19 protein-coding genes are annotated in these 20,149 nt (G+C 38.1%); 2 read left to right on the forward strand and 17 right to left on the reverse strand.

All coding sequences use genetic code 11. The features are described 5' to 3' along the window. Positions 1 to 18 precede the first annotated feature (18 nt). The 9 genes from AC4PHI_RS10485 to AC4PHI_RS10525 all read right to left on the reverse strand — a co-directional run bounded on the left by AC4PHI_RS10485 (position 19) and on the right by AC4PHI_RS10525 (position 7,469). Positions 19 to 330 (reverse strand): V-type ATP synthase subunit F, encoded by a 312-nt coding sequence (locus AC4PHI_RS10485; RefSeq protein ID WP_492199812.1) that lies wholly within the window; start codon positions 328 to 330, stop codon positions 19 to 21. Further along, positions 327 to 1,319, reverse strand: a complete 993-nt coding sequence (locus tag AC4PHI_RS10490) for a V-type ATPase subunit (protein ID WP_492199813.1) — start codon at positions 1,317 to 1,319, stop codon at positions 327 to 329. Before AC4PHI_RS10490 ends, AC4PHI_RS10485 begins: the two co-directional genes overlap by 4 nt. A gap of 3 nt (positions 1,320 to 1,322) precedes the next feature. Next, positions 1,323 to 1,913, reverse strand: coding sequence for a hypothetical protein (locus tag AC4PHI_RS10495; protein WP_492199814.1), 591 nt, complete (start codon positions 1,911 to 1,913; stop codon positions 1,323 to 1,325). Positions 1,914 to 1,955: 42 nt separating this feature from the next. Further along, the gene (locus tag AC4PHI_RS10500; protein ID WP_492199815.1) at positions 1,956 to 2,432 is read right to left on the reverse strand and encodes a V-type ATP synthase subunit K; all 477 of its coding nucleotides are present in this window, start codon (positions 2,430 to 2,432) and stop codon (positions 1,956 to 1,958) included. Between the two features lie 41 nt (positions 2,433 to 2,473). Beyond that, complete coding sequence (locus AC4PHI_RS10505) at positions 2,474 to 4,462, reverse strand: V-type ATP synthase subunit I (protein WP_492199816.1); 1,989 nt, start codon at positions 4,460 to 4,462, stop codon at positions 2,474 to 2,476. Beyond that, complete coding sequence (locus AC4PHI_RS10510; protein ID WP_492199817.1) at positions 4,452 to 4,775, reverse strand: hypothetical protein; 324 nt, start codon at positions 4,773 to 4,775, stop codon at positions 4,452 to 4,454. The genes AC4PHI_RS10505 and AC4PHI_RS10510 overlap by 11 nt, the downstream gene beginning before the upstream one ends. 313 nt (positions 4,776 to 5,088) lie before the next feature. Continuing rightward, positions 5,089 to 5,466, reverse strand: a complete 378-nt coding sequence (locus tag AC4PHI_RS10515; RefSeq protein WP_492199818.1) for a VOC family protein — start codon at positions 5,464 to 5,466, stop codon at positions 5,089 to 5,091. A 188-nt stretch (positions 5,467 to 5,654) separates the two neighbouring features. Further along, positions 5,655 to 6,488, reverse strand: a complete 834-nt coding sequence (locus AC4PHI_RS10520; protein ID WP_492199819.1) for a Cof-type HAD-IIB family hydrolase — start codon at positions 6,486 to 6,488, stop codon at positions 5,655 to 5,657. 129 nt (positions 6,489 to 6,617) lie between these two features. Then, positions 6,618 to 7,469, reverse strand: a complete 852-nt coding sequence (locus AC4PHI_RS10525) for a MurR/RpiR family transcriptional regulator (RefSeq protein ID WP_492199820.1) — start codon at positions 7,467 to 7,469, stop codon at positions 6,618 to 6,620. 326 nt (positions 7,470 to 7,795) lie between these two features. On the opposite strand from AC4PHI_RS10525, the gene AC4PHI_RS10530 reads away from it, so the two are divergent. Next, positions 7,796 to 9,061, forward strand: a complete 1,266-nt coding sequence (locus tag AC4PHI_RS10530; RefSeq protein ID WP_492199821.1) for an MFS transporter — start codon at positions 7,796 to 7,798, stop codon at positions 9,059 to 9,061. Positions 9,062 to 9,149: 88 nt separating this feature from the next. Here AC4PHI_RS10530 and AC4PHI_RS10535 read toward each other — a convergent pair whose 3' ends face one another. The 8 genes from AC4PHI_RS10535 to AC4PHI_RS10570 all read right to left on the reverse strand — a co-directional run bounded on the left by AC4PHI_RS10535 (position 9,150) and on the right by AC4PHI_RS10570 (position 18,263). Further along, positions 9,150 to 11,573 (reverse strand): ribonucleoside triphosphate reductase, encoded by a 2,424-nt coding sequence (locus AC4PHI_RS10535; protein ID WP_492199822.1) that lies wholly within the window; start codon positions 11,571 to 11,573, stop codon positions 9,150 to 9,152. Between the two features lie 55 nt (positions 11,574 to 11,628). Further along, the gene (locus AC4PHI_RS10540) at positions 11,629 to 12,324 is read right to left on the reverse strand and encodes an anaerobic ribonucleoside-triphosphate reductase activating protein (RefSeq protein WP_492199823.1); all 696 of its coding nucleotides are present in this window, start codon (positions 12,322 to 12,324) and stop codon (positions 11,629 to 11,631) included. Positions 12,325 to 12,881: 557 nt separating this feature from the next. Then, positions 12,882 to 13,553 (reverse strand): DUF624 domain-containing protein, encoded by a 672-nt coding sequence (locus AC4PHI_RS10545; RefSeq protein WP_492199824.1) that lies wholly within the window; start codon positions 13,551 to 13,553, stop codon positions 12,882 to 12,884. 2 nt (positions 13,554 to 13,555) lie between these two features. After that, complete coding sequence (locus tag AC4PHI_RS10550) at positions 13,556 to 14,371, reverse strand: carbohydrate ABC transporter permease (protein WP_492201584.1); 816 nt, start codon at positions 14,369 to 14,371, stop codon at positions 13,556 to 13,558. 48 nt (positions 14,372 to 14,419) lie between these two features. Next, positions 14,420 to 15,319 (reverse strand): carbohydrate ABC transporter permease, encoded by a 900-nt coding sequence (locus AC4PHI_RS10555; RefSeq protein ID WP_492199825.1) that lies wholly within the window; start codon positions 15,317 to 15,319, stop codon positions 14,420 to 14,422. A gap of 84 nt (positions 15,320 to 15,403) precedes the next feature. After that, positions 15,404 to 16,702 carry an ABC transporter substrate-binding protein gene (locus tag AC4PHI_RS10560; protein WP_492199826.1) on the reverse strand — a complete coding sequence of 433 codons (1,299 nt, stop codon included), beginning with the start codon at positions 16,700 to 16,702 and terminating at the stop codon, positions 15,404 to 15,406. A gap of 25 nt (positions 16,703 to 16,727) precedes the next feature. Beyond that, positions 16,728 to 17,882: a glycoside hydrolase family 88 protein gene (locus AC4PHI_RS10565; RefSeq protein ID WP_492199827.1), complete on the reverse strand. Its 1,155-nt coding sequence runs from the start codon at positions 17,880 to 17,882 to the stop codon at positions 16,728 to 16,730. Positions 17,883 to 17,903: 21 nt separating this feature from the next. Continuing rightward, positions 17,904 to 18,263: a hypothetical protein gene (locus AC4PHI_RS10570; protein WP_492199828.1), complete on the reverse strand. Its 360-nt coding sequence runs from the start codon at positions 18,261 to 18,263 to the stop codon at positions 17,904 to 17,906. Between the two features lie 681 nt (positions 18,264 to 18,944). On the opposite strand from AC4PHI_RS10570, the gene AC4PHI_RS10575 reads away from it, so the two are divergent. Further along, a complete protein-coding gene (locus AC4PHI_RS10575) occupies positions 18,945 to 20,012 on the forward strand; it encodes a LacI family DNA-binding transcriptional regulator (RefSeq protein ID WP_492199829.1) in 1,068 nt (355 codons plus the stop codon). The last annotated feature ends 137 nt before the right edge of the window (positions 20,013 to 20,149 follow it).

The following is a 20,149-nucleotide window of genomic DNA, read 5'->3' on the forward strand; positions in this document are numbered from 1 at the left end:
TTTATCATTTTGACATTATTATAAAATATTTTGACCGATGGCCCGCTCAACATTTTCTTTTATCTCTTCCACGCCTATCCCTTGACTGCCGTGCTGACTGGGAATCAAAATAATGGCTGGTGTCAGCTGGCTCTTATACTGTTCGATTGTCTCCCTTACAGAAGCTGCTGCTTCCTCAGTGATGAATATAACACCGTAATCTTTCTCTGCCATTTTTTTGAGTGTTTGTCTGATTTGACTGGCTGACTCTGCATAATAGACTTGAAAATCAAACAGTTTGAATATCATCACAGAATATTTATCGCCAATGACACCAACTTTTCGACTCATACAATCCTCATCCTCTCACGGATTTGATTTTCGGAAAACTTATTGTGCTTTCCAACTAAAATCAAACGCAAATTTTTCCATTCAATCTGTTTGTCATTCATATAAGCCAATAAGGGCAGTGGGCCAAAAGCAGTGGTATCCGATTTGGAATAAAAACCAGTCAGATAATCATCTTTCAAACGGTCCATTCCAGCTACGTCAATGACTTTTTGCTCCGGTGACACTAAAGCAGAAAGGACCTCGCCATATTTCGTCCCCAACAAGTACGCGGTAAATTCTCTCAATGAGCCATCGGCATAAGCCAGCAACTCTTCTTTGGGAATGCTCCCCGAACTAGAAAGAACTGTCGATAAAAATGTCGGTGTATTTTTACGCATGATGCCCCTTGCCAGAGTGTCAAAATTGTTAAAGTCGATAAAAGAAATGACTTCTTCCAGCAAATTTTGATCACCGATATCGTTAGCCAACTCCCGTTGATAGGTCAGATAAAGTCGATCATAGATAATATCGATTCCTTGTAAAATCTTCGACTCCTGAAGGTACTCCGCCACTTCCTGCACCGCCTTCAAAATCGTCGGCGGCAGTTCGTTGGACTTTTTCGTGCGAATCGCACTTTTTAGACTGGAAGCATCATACAAACCATCAGGCAATAACAAATGATCCAAATTACTTCCCGCCACTTCAGCTTTTGTCAAAATTTTTAAATTATGAAAAGTAAAGCGGGAGGAATATACATGGACGATTTTGACTTCCGGCACAATTTGATACAGCCAACTAAACAGTTTCCGTTGTTCTTTCGCGTAGACTTTATCAAAATTTTTCAGCAAGTCTATGGTGGCATAGGGCTCGTAGGCAGAATTTTTCAACAGGTCTATCACTTCTTCCAAACTGTCCGCCTGAATCATCTGTTCAAATTGATCAGTCGTCAACAATTCCGTTTCTTTCAAGCGGATTAGCGGATTGATCTGGTTATAAGCTGTCTCTTTCATCGCCTAATCTCCTTGCTGAAATAATTGCTGCGACACATAAAATCCTTCTTTTTCCTTTAATTCTTCGACTAGAGAAGAGAACAAGAAATTGTATTCGATCTTTCCCTGTCTGACGACGAAGCCCCCTTGTTCACTCACCTGCTCTTCAGACAAATGGTAGACTCGCTCAAGAGAGCGGAACTGTTCCAGCCACTCTGAAGTAATCAATCCTTTTGAATACTCTCCTAAAATAATCTCCGCCTCGCCAGAGACAGGTACTTTAGGTAGAATTCCCTCCATGAATTCCTGAAATTCTGCGTGCTTCCACTGATTCATCCGGTCAGTCAGAGCCTCAAACAATTCATCCAGCAAATCCTGTTTTTTTGTCAATACTCTTTGACGCATCTGAATACGCTGACGTTCCAGCATCAGCTTTGTGTCACGATTGATTTTATTTAAGTTTTTTTGAATTTGTTCGGCTTTGTTTTTTTCCTCTTTTTTCTTTTCCCGTTCGATGTCATTTTTCATCTCTGACAGACGTTCCTGCCGGTACGCCTCCATCTTCGAACGGCTTTCTTTTTCGATTTGTTGAATCATCCGTTCTATTGCTTCCATTTTCATCCCTCCAATGGTTTTCGGTTTTTACTGACATAACCTCTATTTCACATTAGAGACAAGGAAAAAGGAGATAACCAGTCCTAAAATCGCATAAGTTTCGACCATGGCTGAAAAGATAACACCTTTCGTTGCATGTTCAGGCTTTTTGGCCAAAATTTGAATACCGGCAGCCGATACCCGGCCTTGGAAAATCCCGGAAAACAAACCGGTAAAAGCAATCGGTAAAGAAGCAACAAGATAACCCAACCCTTGCACCACAGTCATTGTTCCGCTGCCTAGGTTTGTCATGATGACAAAAGCGATTACGAAACCGTACAATCCCTGAGTCCCCGGAAGCAGCTGCAAAATCAATGCTTGTCCGAATTTTTCAGGCTGTTCCGTTGTCAATGCCGCAGCAGATTCCCCTGCGTAGCCCACTCCTTTGGCTGATCCGATTCCTGAAAAAATTGTTGCTATCGCCATACCTAAGATGGCAAATAAATAACCGCCGTTCTCATTTGTTAAAAAATTCATCATTTTAATAATTCCTCTCCGTTTTACAAATTGTCTTAATCAAATTATTTTTTCTTTTCAATATTGATATATTTTTCTTCTGTTTTCAATGGGTTGAACGCCCGTCCTCCGCCAGTATAAAACTTGCCGAAAAACTCCACATATTGTAGTCTCGCTCCATGAACATAGGCACTTAACAAGGACAGGAAAATATTCAGCCCGTGTAAGACGACCAGCAAAACAATCCCGATGGAAAATTTTGCTGCAGGAGGCATAAACCCGACAATCATGTTAAAGGCTGCAGCGATACTGCCGCCGGAAATTCCCAAGGCCATCAACCGGGTGTAACTGACTAAATCTCCGATATAACCGGTGATGCCATATAGCCCGTACATCCCCTTTGCCAAACCTTTCAACTTCGATTTGGATTGAATGACAGGGACCACAATGATGGAAACTGCCGACAAAATCGCAACAACTGACCCGATAATCACGAAAGCCTGATTGTCCAAGAAAAGCATCCCTGAGACCAGCACGATGATTCCCACCAGCAACCCTTGCCAGGCAAAACTTTCGCTGACGCTGGACAAATATTGTTTACGTTTGATCAGCTGGATGCCGTTGACCAGCAATCCCGTCATGATTTGGATAAAACCAAACACCACTGATAAAATCAAAATTTGGTTCACATCTGTGGTTGTGGACAGCAGCGGTAAAGGCAAGTTGCCTACATTGATGTACTGGAAAATTTCAACACCAAAAAATGAGCCGTAGATAAATCCCCACGCCATAATCGGAAGGGATAGAATCTGGAATAATTTCACGAACCGGTCTCTTTCCTTTGGCAATACTACAAACTTTCTGACAAGGAACGTTGCTAAAAACATCAGTAATCCGTATCCGATATCTGCCGCCATCATCCCGAAAAATGTCAGATAGAAGGGCATCATGATTGGTGTGGGATCAATTTCATCATATCTTGGCAAACTGTACATTTCCGTCAGCATCTCAAACGGTTCGATGACAGGATGGTTTTTTAATTTTGTGGGTACGACCTTCTTTATTTCTTGTGCCGTCGGTTCTTCAAACAAGAGATAAACGTCTTGATCTGCAAATCTACGGTTCAATTCTTCTGACAAATCTTCTTCTTCGCTTTCAGGTATCCACCCTTGCAGGACAAAAAAGTCTTGGGAACGGGCCAATCCTGTTTTAGTCACTTCCCGCTGAATCTTCGCTCTGACAACCTCTTCAGCCAAATAAAGGGACTTCTTCCATTCATAGCACGCACCGATATCTTTTTTGACCGTTTTTTCTTCGGCAATCAGCTGCTTGACCTTTTCCTTCGTTTGCTGATAGGCTTGTTCCGGCAGTACGTCATAGGGATAGAAGTAGCGCTGAAAGCCTGATTTGGAAATAATCTGCTGAACTAGATTTTTTTCATTTTTCAGCACCAATAGTGCATAATACCCATGATGGGGACTGATATATATTTCTTCACAATAAACTTTTTCTAATTTTCTAATTTCACTTAAAAAATCAGCCTGATTCGTCAGATTCAACGAACCTAGGATTAATTCCGTATATGCCATGTCCTCGTAATCTTTGGGCAAGACAGTCAGGTTTTTCCAGCGTGCCAGCAAATTTTCTTCTGCTGACAAACGCTCCCTCTCATCAGCAATCATGTCTAATTTTTCTTTTAATGACAGAATCGTTTCCACATAATCTTCGATTTTTGACGGATCATACTGCTTTTCCAAATCTGCCAAAGTATAAACAGAACGTCTGACATGATTTTTCTGATTGCTGGAAGCAGCATATCTTTCAATAATCAATAAAGATTCCTGAATTTTCCCTAAAATATTTTCATAATTTTTTACATTCAATTTCGACAGTGTTTCTGGTTGAAAAGTTTCTTCTCCTCCAAGCTTGGTCAACACCTCTTCAGAGACTTTTTGAATCTCGACAGCTTGAAGGCCTTGAAGTATTTGAAATATCGCTTCTTCTTTTTCATTATCGGCCACGATGGTCAATTTTTTCATCTTATCAACTGCCATAATCTTGTTTCACCCTTTCAATCAAGTAGGAAAGAACGGTTTCTTTGTTGGTCTCAAATAATTTTTCAAACATGTGAAACTGTGCCTCTTCTTCCTGATGAAGCCTTTGACTGTTATCGGTTATGTCTTGATCTGCTTCTTTTTGTCGTTCTTCTGTCGTTGTCCGAATTTGCTGTAAATTTTCCGACTTTAACTGCTCCAGCTCTTGTTGCATTGACTGAAACTGGTCTTGTATTTCTTTTTTAACAGATTCTTCGTATAACCGGGCTTCCTCTTCGGCTCTTTTAACCCTTTCAATAGCTGTTAACTCCATGTTTTTCCCTCACTTTTCGACAAAAAAGGACACCTGCCCCAAACCAATTGTTCTCCACGCCCTTGAAGAACTGATTCCTTGAAGCAAATGCCCAACCTAGTATTTTATTTAATTATTACTCTATAAATGTTATCAAACTATCACCGAAAATGCAAGATGTTTGGATGATGTTCACTAGCAAATTCCTTAGTGTCAATGCTGGTTTTCTTATGATGACAACCTATTTTTATACTGAAAAATCCTGTCTGAAAAAATCCGCAGGCAGTAAATAATAAATATTTTTATCTCTGTCATTTTTAAGCTTAAGTGCCACTTAACAGGTTATTTCTATTAAATTTTCTTCCGGGTCTTTGATCACTGCTTCATAGTAGCCGTCGCCTGTGGTTCTGGGACCGTTGAGCAACTCAAATTGATCTGCAACAAGAGTCTGAACAAGGACGTCAACGGCTTTTTCATCTTTCAATTTAATGGCAAGATGGGCAAAACCAAAACTATCAGGCTGCAAATCTTGCAATCCCGGTTTGTTCATCAGCTCAAGCCGGCAGCCTGTCTCAAAAGATAAAAAATAAGAAGTAAAGCTGGTTTTTGGATTATGGTATTTTTCCCCCGCTCTTGCTCCAAAATATGTTTCATAAAACTTTTTCATTGCCTCCAAGTCTCTCACCCAGAGACCGATATGTTCAATAATCATCTAAAAACTCTCCTTTCAACTTTTATGTCAAGCATTTTGATTCTTTCCAGTACTAATTCTGACCTTTTAATAGATGAATGGCTGATCCCAATTAAAAACAGCCTATGACTTGGCAAAACAATGCCAGTTCTATAGGCTGAAAACAAGGTTTAGCCAACTGAATGTCACTACCCTTATACTACTACTTTTTAAATGAATTTTTCAAGCACGTGGGCAATCCCGTCACCATTATTGGACAATGTGATCTCATCGGCGATTTCTTTTAATTCTGACGTAGCATTTTCCATTGCAACCCCCACGTCCGCATATTGCAGCAGTGACATATCATTTTGCGCATCTCCAAATGCAATGATTTTATGGTCTCCGATTCCCAGCAACTGGAATACCTTGTCCAGCGATCTAGCTTTGTCGATGCCCTTAGCAGTAAATTCGAAATAAAAATCCGCTGTAAACATACAGTTCAGGGAATCTTTAAATGGCGCCATCATCTGCTGGTAATTTTTTTGCAAATACTCGGGATCTCCGGCAGTCAATATTTTATTGAGCGGAAAGTCTAAAAAATCTTCCAGATCTGCTTTCTCACACAACTTGAAGTTCCCGCCACGGGATTCGTATTGGATGATATTGAATTTTTCACCTTTATAATTAATGTGGCAATCGTAAACATCATTGACATACATATAATCATCTTTATCGATCATCACTTTTACATCAAATTCTTTCATGTGATGCAAAACTGCTTTTCCTTCTTCAACTGTCATTGTTTGGTTAAACAGCACTTCATTCGTTTGACAATCCACTACCCTAGCACCGTTGTAAGATACCAGCAAACCATGATACTTTTCCATCTCCAGCTGTTTTGCATATTTGAGCATGCCCGTGACCGGTCTGCCCGAAGCAAGAATCACCCTGATCCCGTTTTTCTGCGAAGCAATCAAAATATCTTTTGTTTTTTGGGAAATCTCTTTCGCGTCATTCAATAACGTTCCGTCCAAATCTAAAGCAATAGTTTCTATATTCATACAGACATCCGCCCTTTCTGAAATGATTATAGCATTTAATTTTGGCGTAAAGTGTCAAAGGACAGATTTTGAAAAGTTTTACTCAATAAGACGGGACAAACAGTCAAGAATTGAAACTTTCGTCTCAGTTTATTTCAACTCCCGATTTATTTTCTGATAATTCTTCAATTTGAAGGCAAGATTTTCTTTATAATGTTGATTAAAATAGACAGCGTACAAGGTGTCAAAAACATACAAAAGAGAGAGTCTTGTGGAAAATGACGACATTTTATCATAATGGTTTTCTTCAGAAGCCAAATACAATTTATGATTCGCATAGCTGCTCAACGGATTGGATTGGGTGGAGGTAATCAAAACGATTTCGGTCTTGTTGTCCTGCAAAATCCTTACAACTTCCCCAGTGTTCTTTCCCCTGCCCCCATAAGAAACAACGATTGCCAAATGATTTTCATCACTGTTGGCAGCCGACAGCTCCTGTATATACGCTTCTTCAGGGACATTGACCAGAACACCGATTTCTTGCATCTGAAACTTGAAATTCTCAGCAAAAAATAAATTCGCTGATGAAGCATAAATGTCAATGGTCTCAGCTTTCAACATTTTTTTCCCAATAATCACCAGTTCTTCCGGATCGGCAACATTCATCGTTTCGTCCACTGTGTTGCCGTATATTTGACTTAAATTTCCCATGATTTGAAACGAGTTGTCCGATTCTATGATGGGATAATCATAATCAATGGCTTCACTTCCATTTTGGACTTTAAGGCCTGATAACAGTTCGATTTTCAACTCCGCCACACCGCTCAAACCTAACTTATTAATCAAACGATACAGTGTTGCTAGTGAAACAAATGCTGCCTCGGCTATATCTTTGGGGCGGCTGCGAACTATTTTTTCAGGCTCAGATAAAATATAGTCTGCCAAGTGTTTCTCATTGCCCGTTAAATTTTCAAGCGCCAAAAGTTTTGCAAATATCGTCATATTCTAACACCCTTTAGTTAACTTTTATTTTCATCTTATCATACACTGACCCTTGGCAGCGTAAAATTTTTGTGTAGGTAAAAATTCAGGCGAATAAAAAAGTCCTTTCGGTTAGAATAAAGTTGCTACATCAAAAATTTATAGAAAGATTCCCTCAAAAAAGTTTTACTACAGCAATTATGGAGACACTTTGGGACTTTTACTAAGACATGTTTACAAACATGAATAGGATGTCTATAATCAAAGTTAGTTTGTAAAAAAATAACATTTTTTCAGAAATAACACAAAATATAAAGATAATGTTTATCATTTCTCTGGAGGTTTTCATGTTTTCTCTATTACTCGGTGTTATCTATCTTGCTTTTATCAGTCTGGGGCTGCCTGATTCCCTTCTGGGGGCTGCCTGGCCGATTATGAACGTTGAACTAGATGTGCCCATGTCTTACGCTGGCATTGTGACTATGACTATCGCCGGAAGCACAATCATCTCCAGTCTGTTTTCCGACAGGTTAACAAGTAAAATGGGGACAGGATGGCTCACCTGTCTCAGCGTGCTGACAACTGCCGTGGCACTTTGGGGCTTTTCAATTTCCCGCTCTTTTCTTGCTATCTGCCTTTGGGCGGTTCCTTACGGTTTAGGAGCCGGTGCTGTCGACGCCGGTCTCAACAACTATATCGCGTTAAATTATGCGTCCCGCCATATGAACTGGCTCCACTGCTTTTGGGGCGTCGGTGCTTCCATCAGTCCTTATGTCATGAGTTATTTTTTGGTTCGAAACAATAACTGGCACCAAGGCTATCAAGCTATTGCCATTGTTCAATTTATGCTGACAGCTGTCTTGTTTATCAGCCTGCCGCTGTGGAAGCCCAAGGAGACATCTCAAACAGGCACAACTAAAAAGAAACAACCCAAGCCGCAAAAATTTTCTCAAACATTGAGACTAAAGGGACTGCCTTATGCTTTGATTGCTTTGTTTGCCTACTGTGCATTAGAACAAACGACCGGTTTATGGGCAACCAGTTATCTTGTACAAACTCGTCACATTGAGTCGACAACAGCGGCTAAATTTGCTTCTTTATTCTTTTTAGGTATCACCGCGGGCAGATTTTTTTCAGGTTTTATTTCCGACCGCTTAGGTGACAGGAAACTCATCCGCATAGGTATTCTGACCATCTTTTTAGGAGTATCCATGATTATTTTTCCCACATCATACACATTGTTTCCTTTAGTCGGGCTGGTCATCGTTGGGCTAGGCAGCGCTCCAATTTACCCTGCCCTTATGCATGCTTCTCCTGACAACTTCGGTGTAGAAAATTCGCAAGCAGCCATCGGCATTCAAATGGCAAGCGCCTATGTAGGGACCACCTTTATGCCACCGCTTTTCGGACTGATTGCCACACAGATCTCTATCAATCTGTTCCCAATCTATTTAGTTCTTCTAGCAGCAGCGATGATTTATACGACAGAGAAGTTGAATCTTGCTACAAAGTTTGCCAAGAAAAGCCACACGCTCTATTCTTCCTCTCTAAGAGAACAACAAACACTGACAGTAAACGAAATAGAGTCAGACTATTACGAGAAAAAAGACTGATGAAAATAATTTTAAAAAAGAAGCACCGGTACAAGAGGTTTTCTCTCATATCGGTGCTCTTAATCATTTAAAAGTCTGCTTCCCCGTGTCACTGATTCCGGATAAATTCCTGTATACTTTGAACCCCAGCATAGATACTTACGCCATCATTATTTTTTACGACAAGTGTGGGTGCCTGCATGATGTCATACTCTGCCACTAAATCCGCCTGCTCATGGGCATCGACGACTTTATAATCCAGACCTTCTTTTGCTAATATATTTTTTGCCTGAACGCAGTTGGGACAAACTTTAGTGGTGAACAATAACATTGCGTCAGCAGCAGTTAAAACTGTCTCTGTCGAATATATCTGTTCCTGTAAATCTTCACCAGATTTTTCACTTTCTTTGTTTTTTGTTTTTTCTTTTACTAATATATTGCTTGAAAATTTATGCTTATTGGAGCTGTCTAACAAATATTCTTTTCTTTCCTTGAATTCTTGAGACTTCCCCGCATTCCAATTTTTTACCGGTCGATAGTAGCCGGTGATTCGGCTGTAAACTTCTGTCGCTTCCCCGCAAACAGGACAAGAATAAATTTCTCCAGAAAGATAGCCATGCTCTTTACAGACAGAATAAGTAGGCGACATCGTATAATAGGGCAGTTTATAATTTTCAGCAATTTTTTTCACTAAAACTTCGGCAGCTTTCCAATTAGGCAATTTTTCACCCAAGAAGGCATGGAAAACAGTGCCGGAAGTATAAAGTGTCTGCAAATCATCTTGGACGTCAAGTGCCTCAAACAGATCTTCGGTATAACCAACCGGGAGATGAGAACTGTTCGTGTAATAAGGCGTATTGCCATTTTCCGTTGCCGTGATGATTTCTGGATAGTGCTTTTTATCATGTTTCGCCAAACGATAGGAAGTGGATTCGGCTGGAGTGGCTTCTAAATTATACAAATCCCCATAAGTTTCCTGGTAAGTTACCAAACGTTCTCTCATATGGTTCAAAACTTTTTTCGCAAATTTTTGAGTGCTTTCATGGGTCAAATCTCCACTCAACCATGACGCATTCAATCCCACTTCATTCATCCCCACTAAACCGATTGTTGAAAAATGATTCTCAAAGGTTCCCAAATAGTGTTTTGTATAAGGATACAAACCTTCATCAAGAAGTTTGCTGACCACATCCCGTTTGATTTTTAAAGATCTGGCTGAAATATCCATCATGCGGTCCAAATGGCGGTAAAATTCTTCTTCAGTTTGAGAAAGATAAGCAATCCGCGGCAAATTGATCGTAACCACACCAATGGAGCCGGTACTCTCTCCGCTGCCGAAAAAGCCCCCCGACTTTCTGCGGAGTTCACGCAAGTCCAAACGCAAACGACAGCACATGCTGCGCACATCGCTCGGCTCCATATCGCTGTTGATATAATTTGAAAAATAGGGTGTGCCGTATTTTGCGGTCATCTCAAATAATAATCGGTTATTTTCAGTCTCTGACCAATCAAACTCCTTCGTGATAGAGTAAGTTGGAATGGGATATTGGAACCCTCGTCCGTCTGCATCTCCTTCGATCATTATTTCCAGAAAAGCTTTATTGACCATGTCCATTTCAGGTTTGCAATCTCCATAAGTGAACTCCATCTCTTTTCCACCGACGATGGCTTGCTCATCTTTTAAATCAGCCGGAACGGTCCAATCCAGAGTAATGTTGGTGAAAGGCGACTGACTGCCCCAACGGCTAGGAATATTGACTCCATAAATAAAAGATTCGGTACTTTTTTTCACTTGTTCATAGCTGAGATTATCTGCTTTGACAAAAGGAGCCAAATACGTATCAAAGGAAGAAAAAGCTTGCGCTCCCGCCCATTCATTCTGCATAATACCTAGAAAGTTGACCATTTGATTACACAATGATGCTAAATGTTTCGGAGGTTTTGACGTAATTTTCCCCGTTACTCCGCCAAGTCCTTCTTGAATCAATTGTTTCAAAGACCAGCCGGCACAATACCCTGTCAGCATGGATAAGTCATGGATATGGATGTCTCCATCACGGTGGGCATTTCCGATTTCTTCATCGTAGATTTCACTAAGCCAATAATTTGCAGTAATAGCTCCGCTGTTGCTTAAAATCAACCCGCCCACTGAATAAGTGACCGTAGAATTTTCCTTTACCCGCCAATCTGATGCATTAACATAACTGTCCACCAGTTTTTTATAATCCAACATGGTCGCATTGACATTACGAACCTTTTCCCGTTGCTTACGGTATAAAATATAGGCTTTAGAAACGTCAAAAAATCCCGACTCGCTGAGAACTTTTTCCACACTGTCTTGGATTTCTTCCACTGTGATGGTATCTTCTTGAATCTTATCACAAAAATCACTGCAGACTCGCAGTGTCAGAAGTTTCAAAACGCTGGGGTCTGATACTTTTCCAGTTCCTTCAAAGGCTTTTTTCATGGCATTGTTAATTTTAGACGCATCAAAAGCAACTTTTGAACCGTCTCTTTTGATCACTTTGTACATCCTTATCCATCCTTTCAACTATTTAAAAACATTTATCTTAAAAATTTGGCAACACTTAATCAACTCCGCGTAATTCTACTTTTGTTATATATTGCTGCAAATTTTTTTGAAACTCTCTCATCTCTTCGTCACTGCATGGATGAAGTCCCGGTTGAATGGTATTTCCACTGTCTAAAAATTTTTGAAGATAGCAGACAGGACTTCCTGAAAGCCATTCTCCCAGCTGGCGGATATCTTTTTCCTGATGCAGCTCCGCCACTATGGTACAACGAAATTCATAGGAAATAATTCCCTGCTTGAGAAAATCAATACTTTCTCTGATCTTATCAAGGGGCGCCTTCGCTAACCCTATCGTCTCCCCATATCGGTCAGGACTATTTTTGATATCCATCGCCACATAATCTACCAAATTTTTTTCAACTAAAGATTTTAACCGTTCAGGATAACAACCGCACGTGTCCAATTTCACCGATAAGCCAAGTTCTTTACATTGGCGGATAAAATTCTCCAGTTCTTTATGGAGCAAAGGTTCTCCGCCGCTGATACATACCCCGTCCAGCATACTGGAACGTTTCGCTAAATATTGGAGCACCTCATCCGAGGAAATCGTTTTCATTCCCTTCGGCAGAAAAACCAAATCTGCATTGTGACAAAAAGGACAGCGCCATGGACATCCTCCAGTAAATACTGTTGCAGCCACCTTGTCAGGATAATCAAGCAATGTTAACTTTTGCAGTCCATAAAAATTCAAATCAAATCACCGCTTCTTTCATTTGTTTCAACATTTATGCTAATTAAAAAAGCAAATTGTTCCTTGCTTTACTATCATAAAACATCTCAAACAAAAAAACAACTATATATAGCGTTAATTATAAGAATAAACACTATATATAGTTGTGTGTTGTTTTTTATTAAAAGAAAATAAATTTTCCTCAAACATATTTTTAGTCGAAAAATACAATGATTGAGTCCCTAACTACCACTCCACTTCAACCACAAAAGCTTCAAATGGGGAGAGAGAAACTGTGTCCAAAGAATCATACGATTTCTCATAGTTATTGTTCCTATGTCAAGATTTGGGACAAGTTAAAATGAAAGCTTCCTTTACTTAGCTGATGAACGGCCACTTGTTTTTTCGAAAACACCTTTTATAATGTTTTGGAAGATAGCTGGATGGAAGATTTAGTGATTTGATACCAATCCACTCACAATTTTTGTCTGGTACTTCAGGCGGGAGGCTAGATTATCCTTAATCTTACTTAACCATCGAAACTTTCAATAACCTTAGCTTACAGTCTAATAACCTGCTTATATTTGAGATTGAGAATCTTTATACAAATTTTTACAATTTATATAGAGTAACCAGCCAAAAATAGAGGGGGCTACGATATAGCCAAACTGCGGCTTAATAATCATCAAGCTTAACAAACCAATAAACAACACGACATTCAAGATAGAAATATACCATTTTTTTAAAGCAATGAAAAAGGATAGCTTTGCTACATCAACTATACTGTGCTTTGGATTGCGCACCTGAAAGTAAAAACAGGTCAAACATGTGCTTACCACTATAAAGGCCAGCAGGATAAAAGCTGGGATTACTACCTTGCCAACATCCGTCTTTACGAAGAACAGTATATCTATAATTAAAATCACACTTATAGATAAGCAACATCCCCAGTAAATCAAACCCTTCTTCCAAAAATGTTTGGTTACTTTAAAATACTGGCTAATCGGTTGAACGTTTCCGTTTTGATAAAAATAATCTATTGTCCCCACTATCCCTATGATGCCAGCTCCAAAAGGGATAGTGGACAATAGAAACGGAAAAATATTGCGTACATCAATAGCCAAAAATAAAGTGGTTAAAAAAAATGGTATATTTGTCACAGTAAAAAGGACATTTAACATTAAAAAAATATACAGATAATTGAAAATTTTCATATATACATTTTCTTCGTAACTTTGTTTTTTAAACACGGTTATCCCTTCATTCCTGAAGTAGCAATGCCTTCAACAAAATATTTTTGCATGGATAAAAATAAGATGGCCACAGGTAAGATTGAGACCACAGAAGCTGCCATGATCAATGCATATTCTGCATCATAGAGTGACACGAACATCTTCAATCCAAGTTGGATGGTCTTTTTTTCTGTCGTTGTTAAATAGATGAACGGCCCCATATAATCATTCCATGTATTGACAAATGTAATGATCGTCAAACTTGCCAAAGCCGGCTTCGTTAGCGGCAAGATAATCCGTCGATAAATCCCCCATTCACTCAGTCCGTCGATTCTGGCACTTTCACTCAGCTCGTCTGGAATACTGGAATAGTATTGTTTAAGCAAAAAGACACCAAAGGCACTGAAGGCTTGCATCAATACTAAAGATAATAACTTATCTGTCAATCCAAGGCGGCGCATCATAATAAACTGGGGAATCATATATACTTGCCAAGGCACAGCAATGGTTCCAATATAAGCTAAAAACAATGTATCTCTGCCTTTAAAACTTAATTTAGAAAAACCATATGCAGCAAAACTGCTAGTAAACAGCTGAATAAGAGTGATGACGACACTTAAAAATAGAGTATTTTTAAAAAAAGTCAGCAATGGTATAGTTTTCCAGATTTGCGAGTAGTTCTCAAAGTGATATTCTTTAGGTATCCATTGGATAGGGACTGTAAATACTTGGTTATTTAATTTAACAGAGGATGACAACATCCAAATAAAAGGTACCAAGACCAATACAGAAAGAATGGTTAGAAACAGGAAGATAATTATTTGCTTCACTGTCATTTTTTCTTTTCTTTTTGACATTTTTGCTTCCAATTGTCTCTCTCCTTTCTAAGCTCTCTCTTGCTTTTGATTCCATTTAAATTGGAGTACAGTGATACCTAAAACGATTACAAACAGTACAAGAGCGATAGCCGAAGCATATCCAAAATTAAACTTAACAAATGCTTCATTATATATTTGATACACAAGGACGTTGGTTGATCTTCCTGGTCCTCCATCAGTCATCACTTGAATGAGATCAAATACTTTGAAGCTGTTAATAATCAGCATGACCAGCACGAAGAATGTTGTAGGTCTTAGTGAAGGGATGGTTATATTCATAAATTGCTTCCATTTATTTGCTCCGTCCATTGAAGCTGCCTCATATAGTTCACGTGGGATACCTTGTAAACCTGCCAAGTAAAGAATCATATAGTAGCCCATCCCACGCCAAACACTTACAATGACTACGGCGAACAACGCCCAATCAGAACTCGACGTCCAACCTGGCGGATTAGACATAATCAGCTTTAATACTTGGTTAACAGGGCCCATTGTTGGGTGAAAAAGCATATTCCAAACAACTGCTATTGCCACCAATGATGTTACATAGGGAAAGAAAAAGGCCGTTCTAAAGAAACCGATCCCTCGGATCTTATTATTCAACAGTATGGCCAACCCTAATGAACATATTAAAGTTAACGGGACTACTCCTATTGTATACAGAAAAGTGTTTTTCAACGATATCCAAAACGTCTCATCATTCATCATCCGAACAAAGTTTTTAAATCCAATAAATTCTGGTGTATTAAAGGAGTCCCATTTCATAAACGCTAAAATAAATGAAAATAGTACTGGGATCAAAGTAAATATAAAAAAACCAACAAAATTGGGAAAAATAAACGACCATGCAATCAATGTATTACGACGTCTTAATTTATTGGGTGGAGTTCTTTTAATTTCTGCCATATTTTTTGTAGTAAACCTACTACTACCTCCCTTGAAAATAGTTAAGTAGCACTTACATAGATGAGTAAGTGCTACTTAAAGTAACTACTCAATTTCCTGCTTTACACGTTTTTCAATATTGGCGATACCTTTTTCTGGTGTCTGGTCCCCTACCATGATTAATTCATGTTCTTCATTCAAAATTTGATTGATAATTGCTGCATTTTTGCTTGGAAGAAGTTCAAAATCGTTCACATCAGGTTTTAATGTTGCTTTAGATGTCTCATCTTGAGGCATACCATCAAGGTTATATAAAACATCCAGCACGTCATCCGATTGATAGGCAGTTGTCATCCCTACACCCGCAACCGCTTTCGCTCCGCCTGGGCCTGCTGCAAATTCAACAAACTTCCTAGCTAATTCTTTGTTTTCAGAATTTTTGCTTACCCCAAAGCCTGTTGGCCCACCGTAAGTAATAATCTTGTTTGTATCATTTTGAGGTAACGGGAATATGCCCCAATCAACACTTGTATCTCCACTATTGATTGAATTAATTAATTTACCAATATAGAAGCTTCCAATTGGCATCATGGCTGTTTGCTCTGTTTCAAAAACAGAGGAGTAAGTTGTTTTTGTAGTTTTTATTGTTGAATAATCCATTGAAAAACCAGCTTCTTGCATACGCAAAGCACGGTCGTAGTAATCTTTAAAGTAACCGTACTCACCGTCTAAGTTACTGTGCCCAGTTTGGACAGCTGCCGTTGCTTGAATTAGCCCATTCCAAGAGTGCAGGTAAGCCCCATAAACTTTTTTACCATCTTTTTCAGTGGTCAATTTTTCTGCTAGCTTCTCATATTCATCCCAAGTAAGTTTTTCCGGATACTCGATACCGGCGTCATCAAACATTTTTTTGTTATAAAAAACGAAATAGATATCTTTACGGAACGGCATTGCATAATACTTGCCATCTTCTAGTTTATACCCATCCAATGTTCCTTTATAGCTTTCTGGATCCTCTACGGATTTAACACTATCTGTCAAATCTTCTAACTGCCCTTTATTCGCATAGTTAGTGTAGCTGCCCACATCTTTCATGGCTAGTACATCTGTTTTGTCCCCACCGGATAACATTGTTGTGATTTTATTCTCATAATCTTCAGCTGCAATGTCAACTACTTTCACCTTTACATCTGCATTCTCAGCCTCGAATGCTTTGATGATAGCGTCAAATTCCGGATTTGCATCATATCCCCACACAGAGACGGATAGTTCTTTGGATTCTTCAACATCTTTGCTAGATGATGAACTCTTATCGTCTTTTCCCGAATCCCCTGCAGAACATCCCGCTAATACTAAACCAAGTACTGATGCGGCAACTAACATTCTTTTGATTGATTTCTTCATTTTTTTACACTCCTTCAATTATATTTTACCAATATCTATTCCAGCTTTTGGAGAGTCGAGTTAACCCTTCTAAATAGTAGTAATCCCCCCATATCAAGCATTCTTCGACACCTCGATTTATGGGATAACTATACACTCCTTCCTTTAATAAGCCGTTAGACTCTGGATTTTCTATTGTAGTGTAGCTTTTAGATAAATTCTCTAAAATCTGGAAAGCTATGGTCTCATATTTACATTTATTTTGATCTAGCAAAGGTAGGTGACAGGCCAACTCAAGCAAACCACATGCAGCTATTGCCGCTGCAGAAGTATCTCTCGGTTGATTACTGCCTTCTCCAAATACAAGATCCCAATACGATATCAAATCGCTAGGTAATTTTTCAATGAAATAATTTGCTAATCGACTTGAAGTTTCCAAGAAGCTATAATCTCCAGTATAAACATAACTCAGAGCAAAGCCGTAAATTCCCCAAGCCTGACCACGAGCCCAGCAAGAATCATCCGAGTATCCCTGTGCTGTTTTTCCATGAAGCGGCTCTCCTGTCTCAACATCAAAGAAATAAGTATGAAATGTCGTATCATTATCTCTAACTATATATTTTTGAGTTTGCTTTGCATGTCGATAGGCAATGTCTCGATATTTGGATTCTCCTGTTTGATTAGCAACAAAATATAGCAATGGTAAATTCATCAGACAATCGATGATCATTCTTCCGCTTTCCGAAGGATCATCTAAGTTTCCCCAAGCTTGAATAATTCCAGCTTTCTCGCTATATCTTTCTGCCAATAAATCAGCTGCTTCGATTGCCATTTCTAGAGATTTTTTATTTTTATTGACTTTATAATCAGCAACGGCAGACAGACTATAAAGAAAACCGATATCGTGATGTTCTAATTCGATCCTTTGATCAAGCCTTCTTTTAAAAGACATCATTTGAGAATGTATTATCTCATCAAATTGAGAACTCTCAGTTAGTTCTTTAGCCAAAAATAGCATACCTAACCAAAAACTAGACGTCCAGTCCACATTATCTTCTGGTATGTATATCAGATTTTCGCTTGCGGCGGGCGGAACTTTTGTATAAAAATTCAACTGATTTTCTGTTATCTTTTTAATCGAAAAATCAATTTCTTCCTTAACCCAGTATCCTTTTGCCTTACGTTTCCCATTTGTCCTCATTTATCCAAAATCCTTCCAATTTTAATTAATTTCTACTTCATAGCATTTGATTAAACCATAGTATTCACCATAAACGACAACGTTGTCTCCAACAAACAACTCCGTCTCTTGATTATTTATAACATGATATTTGTTTCCGGTCGTTTTAAGAACAAAACGATCACCTAAAACAACTTTCCTCTCTTCACCATCGGTTTCAATAATTTTGCCCGTCAGTCTTATATACTCATTATTAGGTACTTTACCTTCTAAATAATCATTGTCTGAGTAAGTTTTAGCCTTTTCTTTCAGTCCCGTTATGGTCTGTTCGTCGAATAAATCAATATTTTCTTTTTCATTAGATTGACATCCACTGAATACAAAGAAGCATAAAATGATCATGAACACCATCTTATTTTTTACTATAATCACCCCAATACAACCGCTTTCTTTAACTAAAATTTTACCAAATTTTAGAAGTTTGTCAATACCTTTTCTAAGTTTAATTTGTTTTTCATTTCTTAGCTGCTAATCTTATGTCAAAACAGCAATATAAAGCGGACAACAGACAGCGCTTTTATTTGATTTGAAAAGTAATATAATTTTATTCCCTATACCATGATTGTCATATTCTCTGTTGTTTTTATCTAAAATTCGTCTGATCTTATTAATAGATACGCTCTGATGACAACACCTAATTAAATAAGGATCGAATAATGAACAAGCGATGATTGATGAGGCAACATAGAAAATAAAATTGTTGCTCAGAAACTCTATTTAAGAAGCAAATCTTTTACCTTTTGCTTAAATTATATTTACGATTCACAGATTATTTAGTAAAATATAAGGAGTCTTATTATTTATAAAAAATAACTTTTTTTTAATCATTTGAAGGTTGTTACAATTAAGACATTTTCAAGATAGTAATATTTCTCAATTTTTTCCAGAATTAACATCCTTAAAGTATGATTAGTAAAATAATCCTCTTTTATAGTGTTCTTTTTTGATGTTTTACTGCTAATTGAGTTTTTTTTGGTAAAAAATGTTACAATTAATTCAAAGCTATCAGAAAGGGGTGAAATTATGGCAACTATTACTGATATAGCGAAAGCAGCAAATGTTTCTATAGCAACTGTCTCTAGGGTACTAAACTATGATAAGACATTGTCAGTTACTGAAGAAACTAGACGAAAAATTTTTGAAGCTGCGGAAAATTTAAATTATACAAAATATAAAGTTAAAAAGAAAAAGAAAGATCAGGAAGAGTTATCTTTAAGAAAATCTCAATTCTCTAATTTTTTCAGTAAATCTATTGGGATAATCCAATGGAGATCAGATAATGAGGAATTAGACGACCTTTATTATATGTCTATCCGTTTCGGTGTTGAAAATAAAGCAGCAGAATTAGGTTATTCAATTATCAAACTTTCTAAGATTAATGAAGATATTGTCAATTCGTTAGAAGGGATCATAGCGATTGGAAAGTTTGATAAAAACTCTTTGAAAAAGTTTCGGGAGCTTCATACGAACGTATGTGTGATAGGAACAAATTTCCCATTGGAAAATTTTAATTCAGTCAATACTGATTTTTCTCATGCTACTGAATTAGCACTTAATCATTTATTCAGTTTAGGACACACAAAAATCGCTTTTATCGGTGGAGAAGAAAGCGAAAATATGTATGGCTATCGAAAGTTTAAAACTCCTACAATATTGACTTATTTGGATATTATGAAGCATGAAGGTCTTTTTCTGGAAGAATATTTTTTTGTTCAGGATCAACATGATATTGATATACAAATCGGAAAAGAGCTGACTCTTGAGGCGCTAAGGAAATGGAAGGGAAACTTCCCAACCGCTATCCTTGGTTTAAACGATTCTGTCGCAATCTCAATTATCAATACACTTAAAGAACATAACATTCTAGTTCCTGAAGATATAAGTGTCATGGGGATCAATGACATCTCAATTTCTCAATACGTATCCCCTGCTCTTACCACCGTCAAAGCTTTTACAGAAGAAATGGGAGAAATCGGGGTTGAAACTTTACATGAACAAATTAATTCTTCTTCTATTAGTAGACGGATTCTCTTAAATACGGAATTAGTAATTAGAGACTCCACAGCGCCACTTACAGATATCAAAAAATAAGCAACACTGATAGCTATATTAATTTGAAAACATTTGTAATATATGCCTAAAACACCAGATGAGTTTACAGAAAGCTCATCTGGTGTTTTGCAAACCATGAGACAAATAAGTCTATCTTTGCTACAGTTCTATTTAAT

The organism is Vagococcus sp. QWL-13 (genome assembly GCF_058683555.1).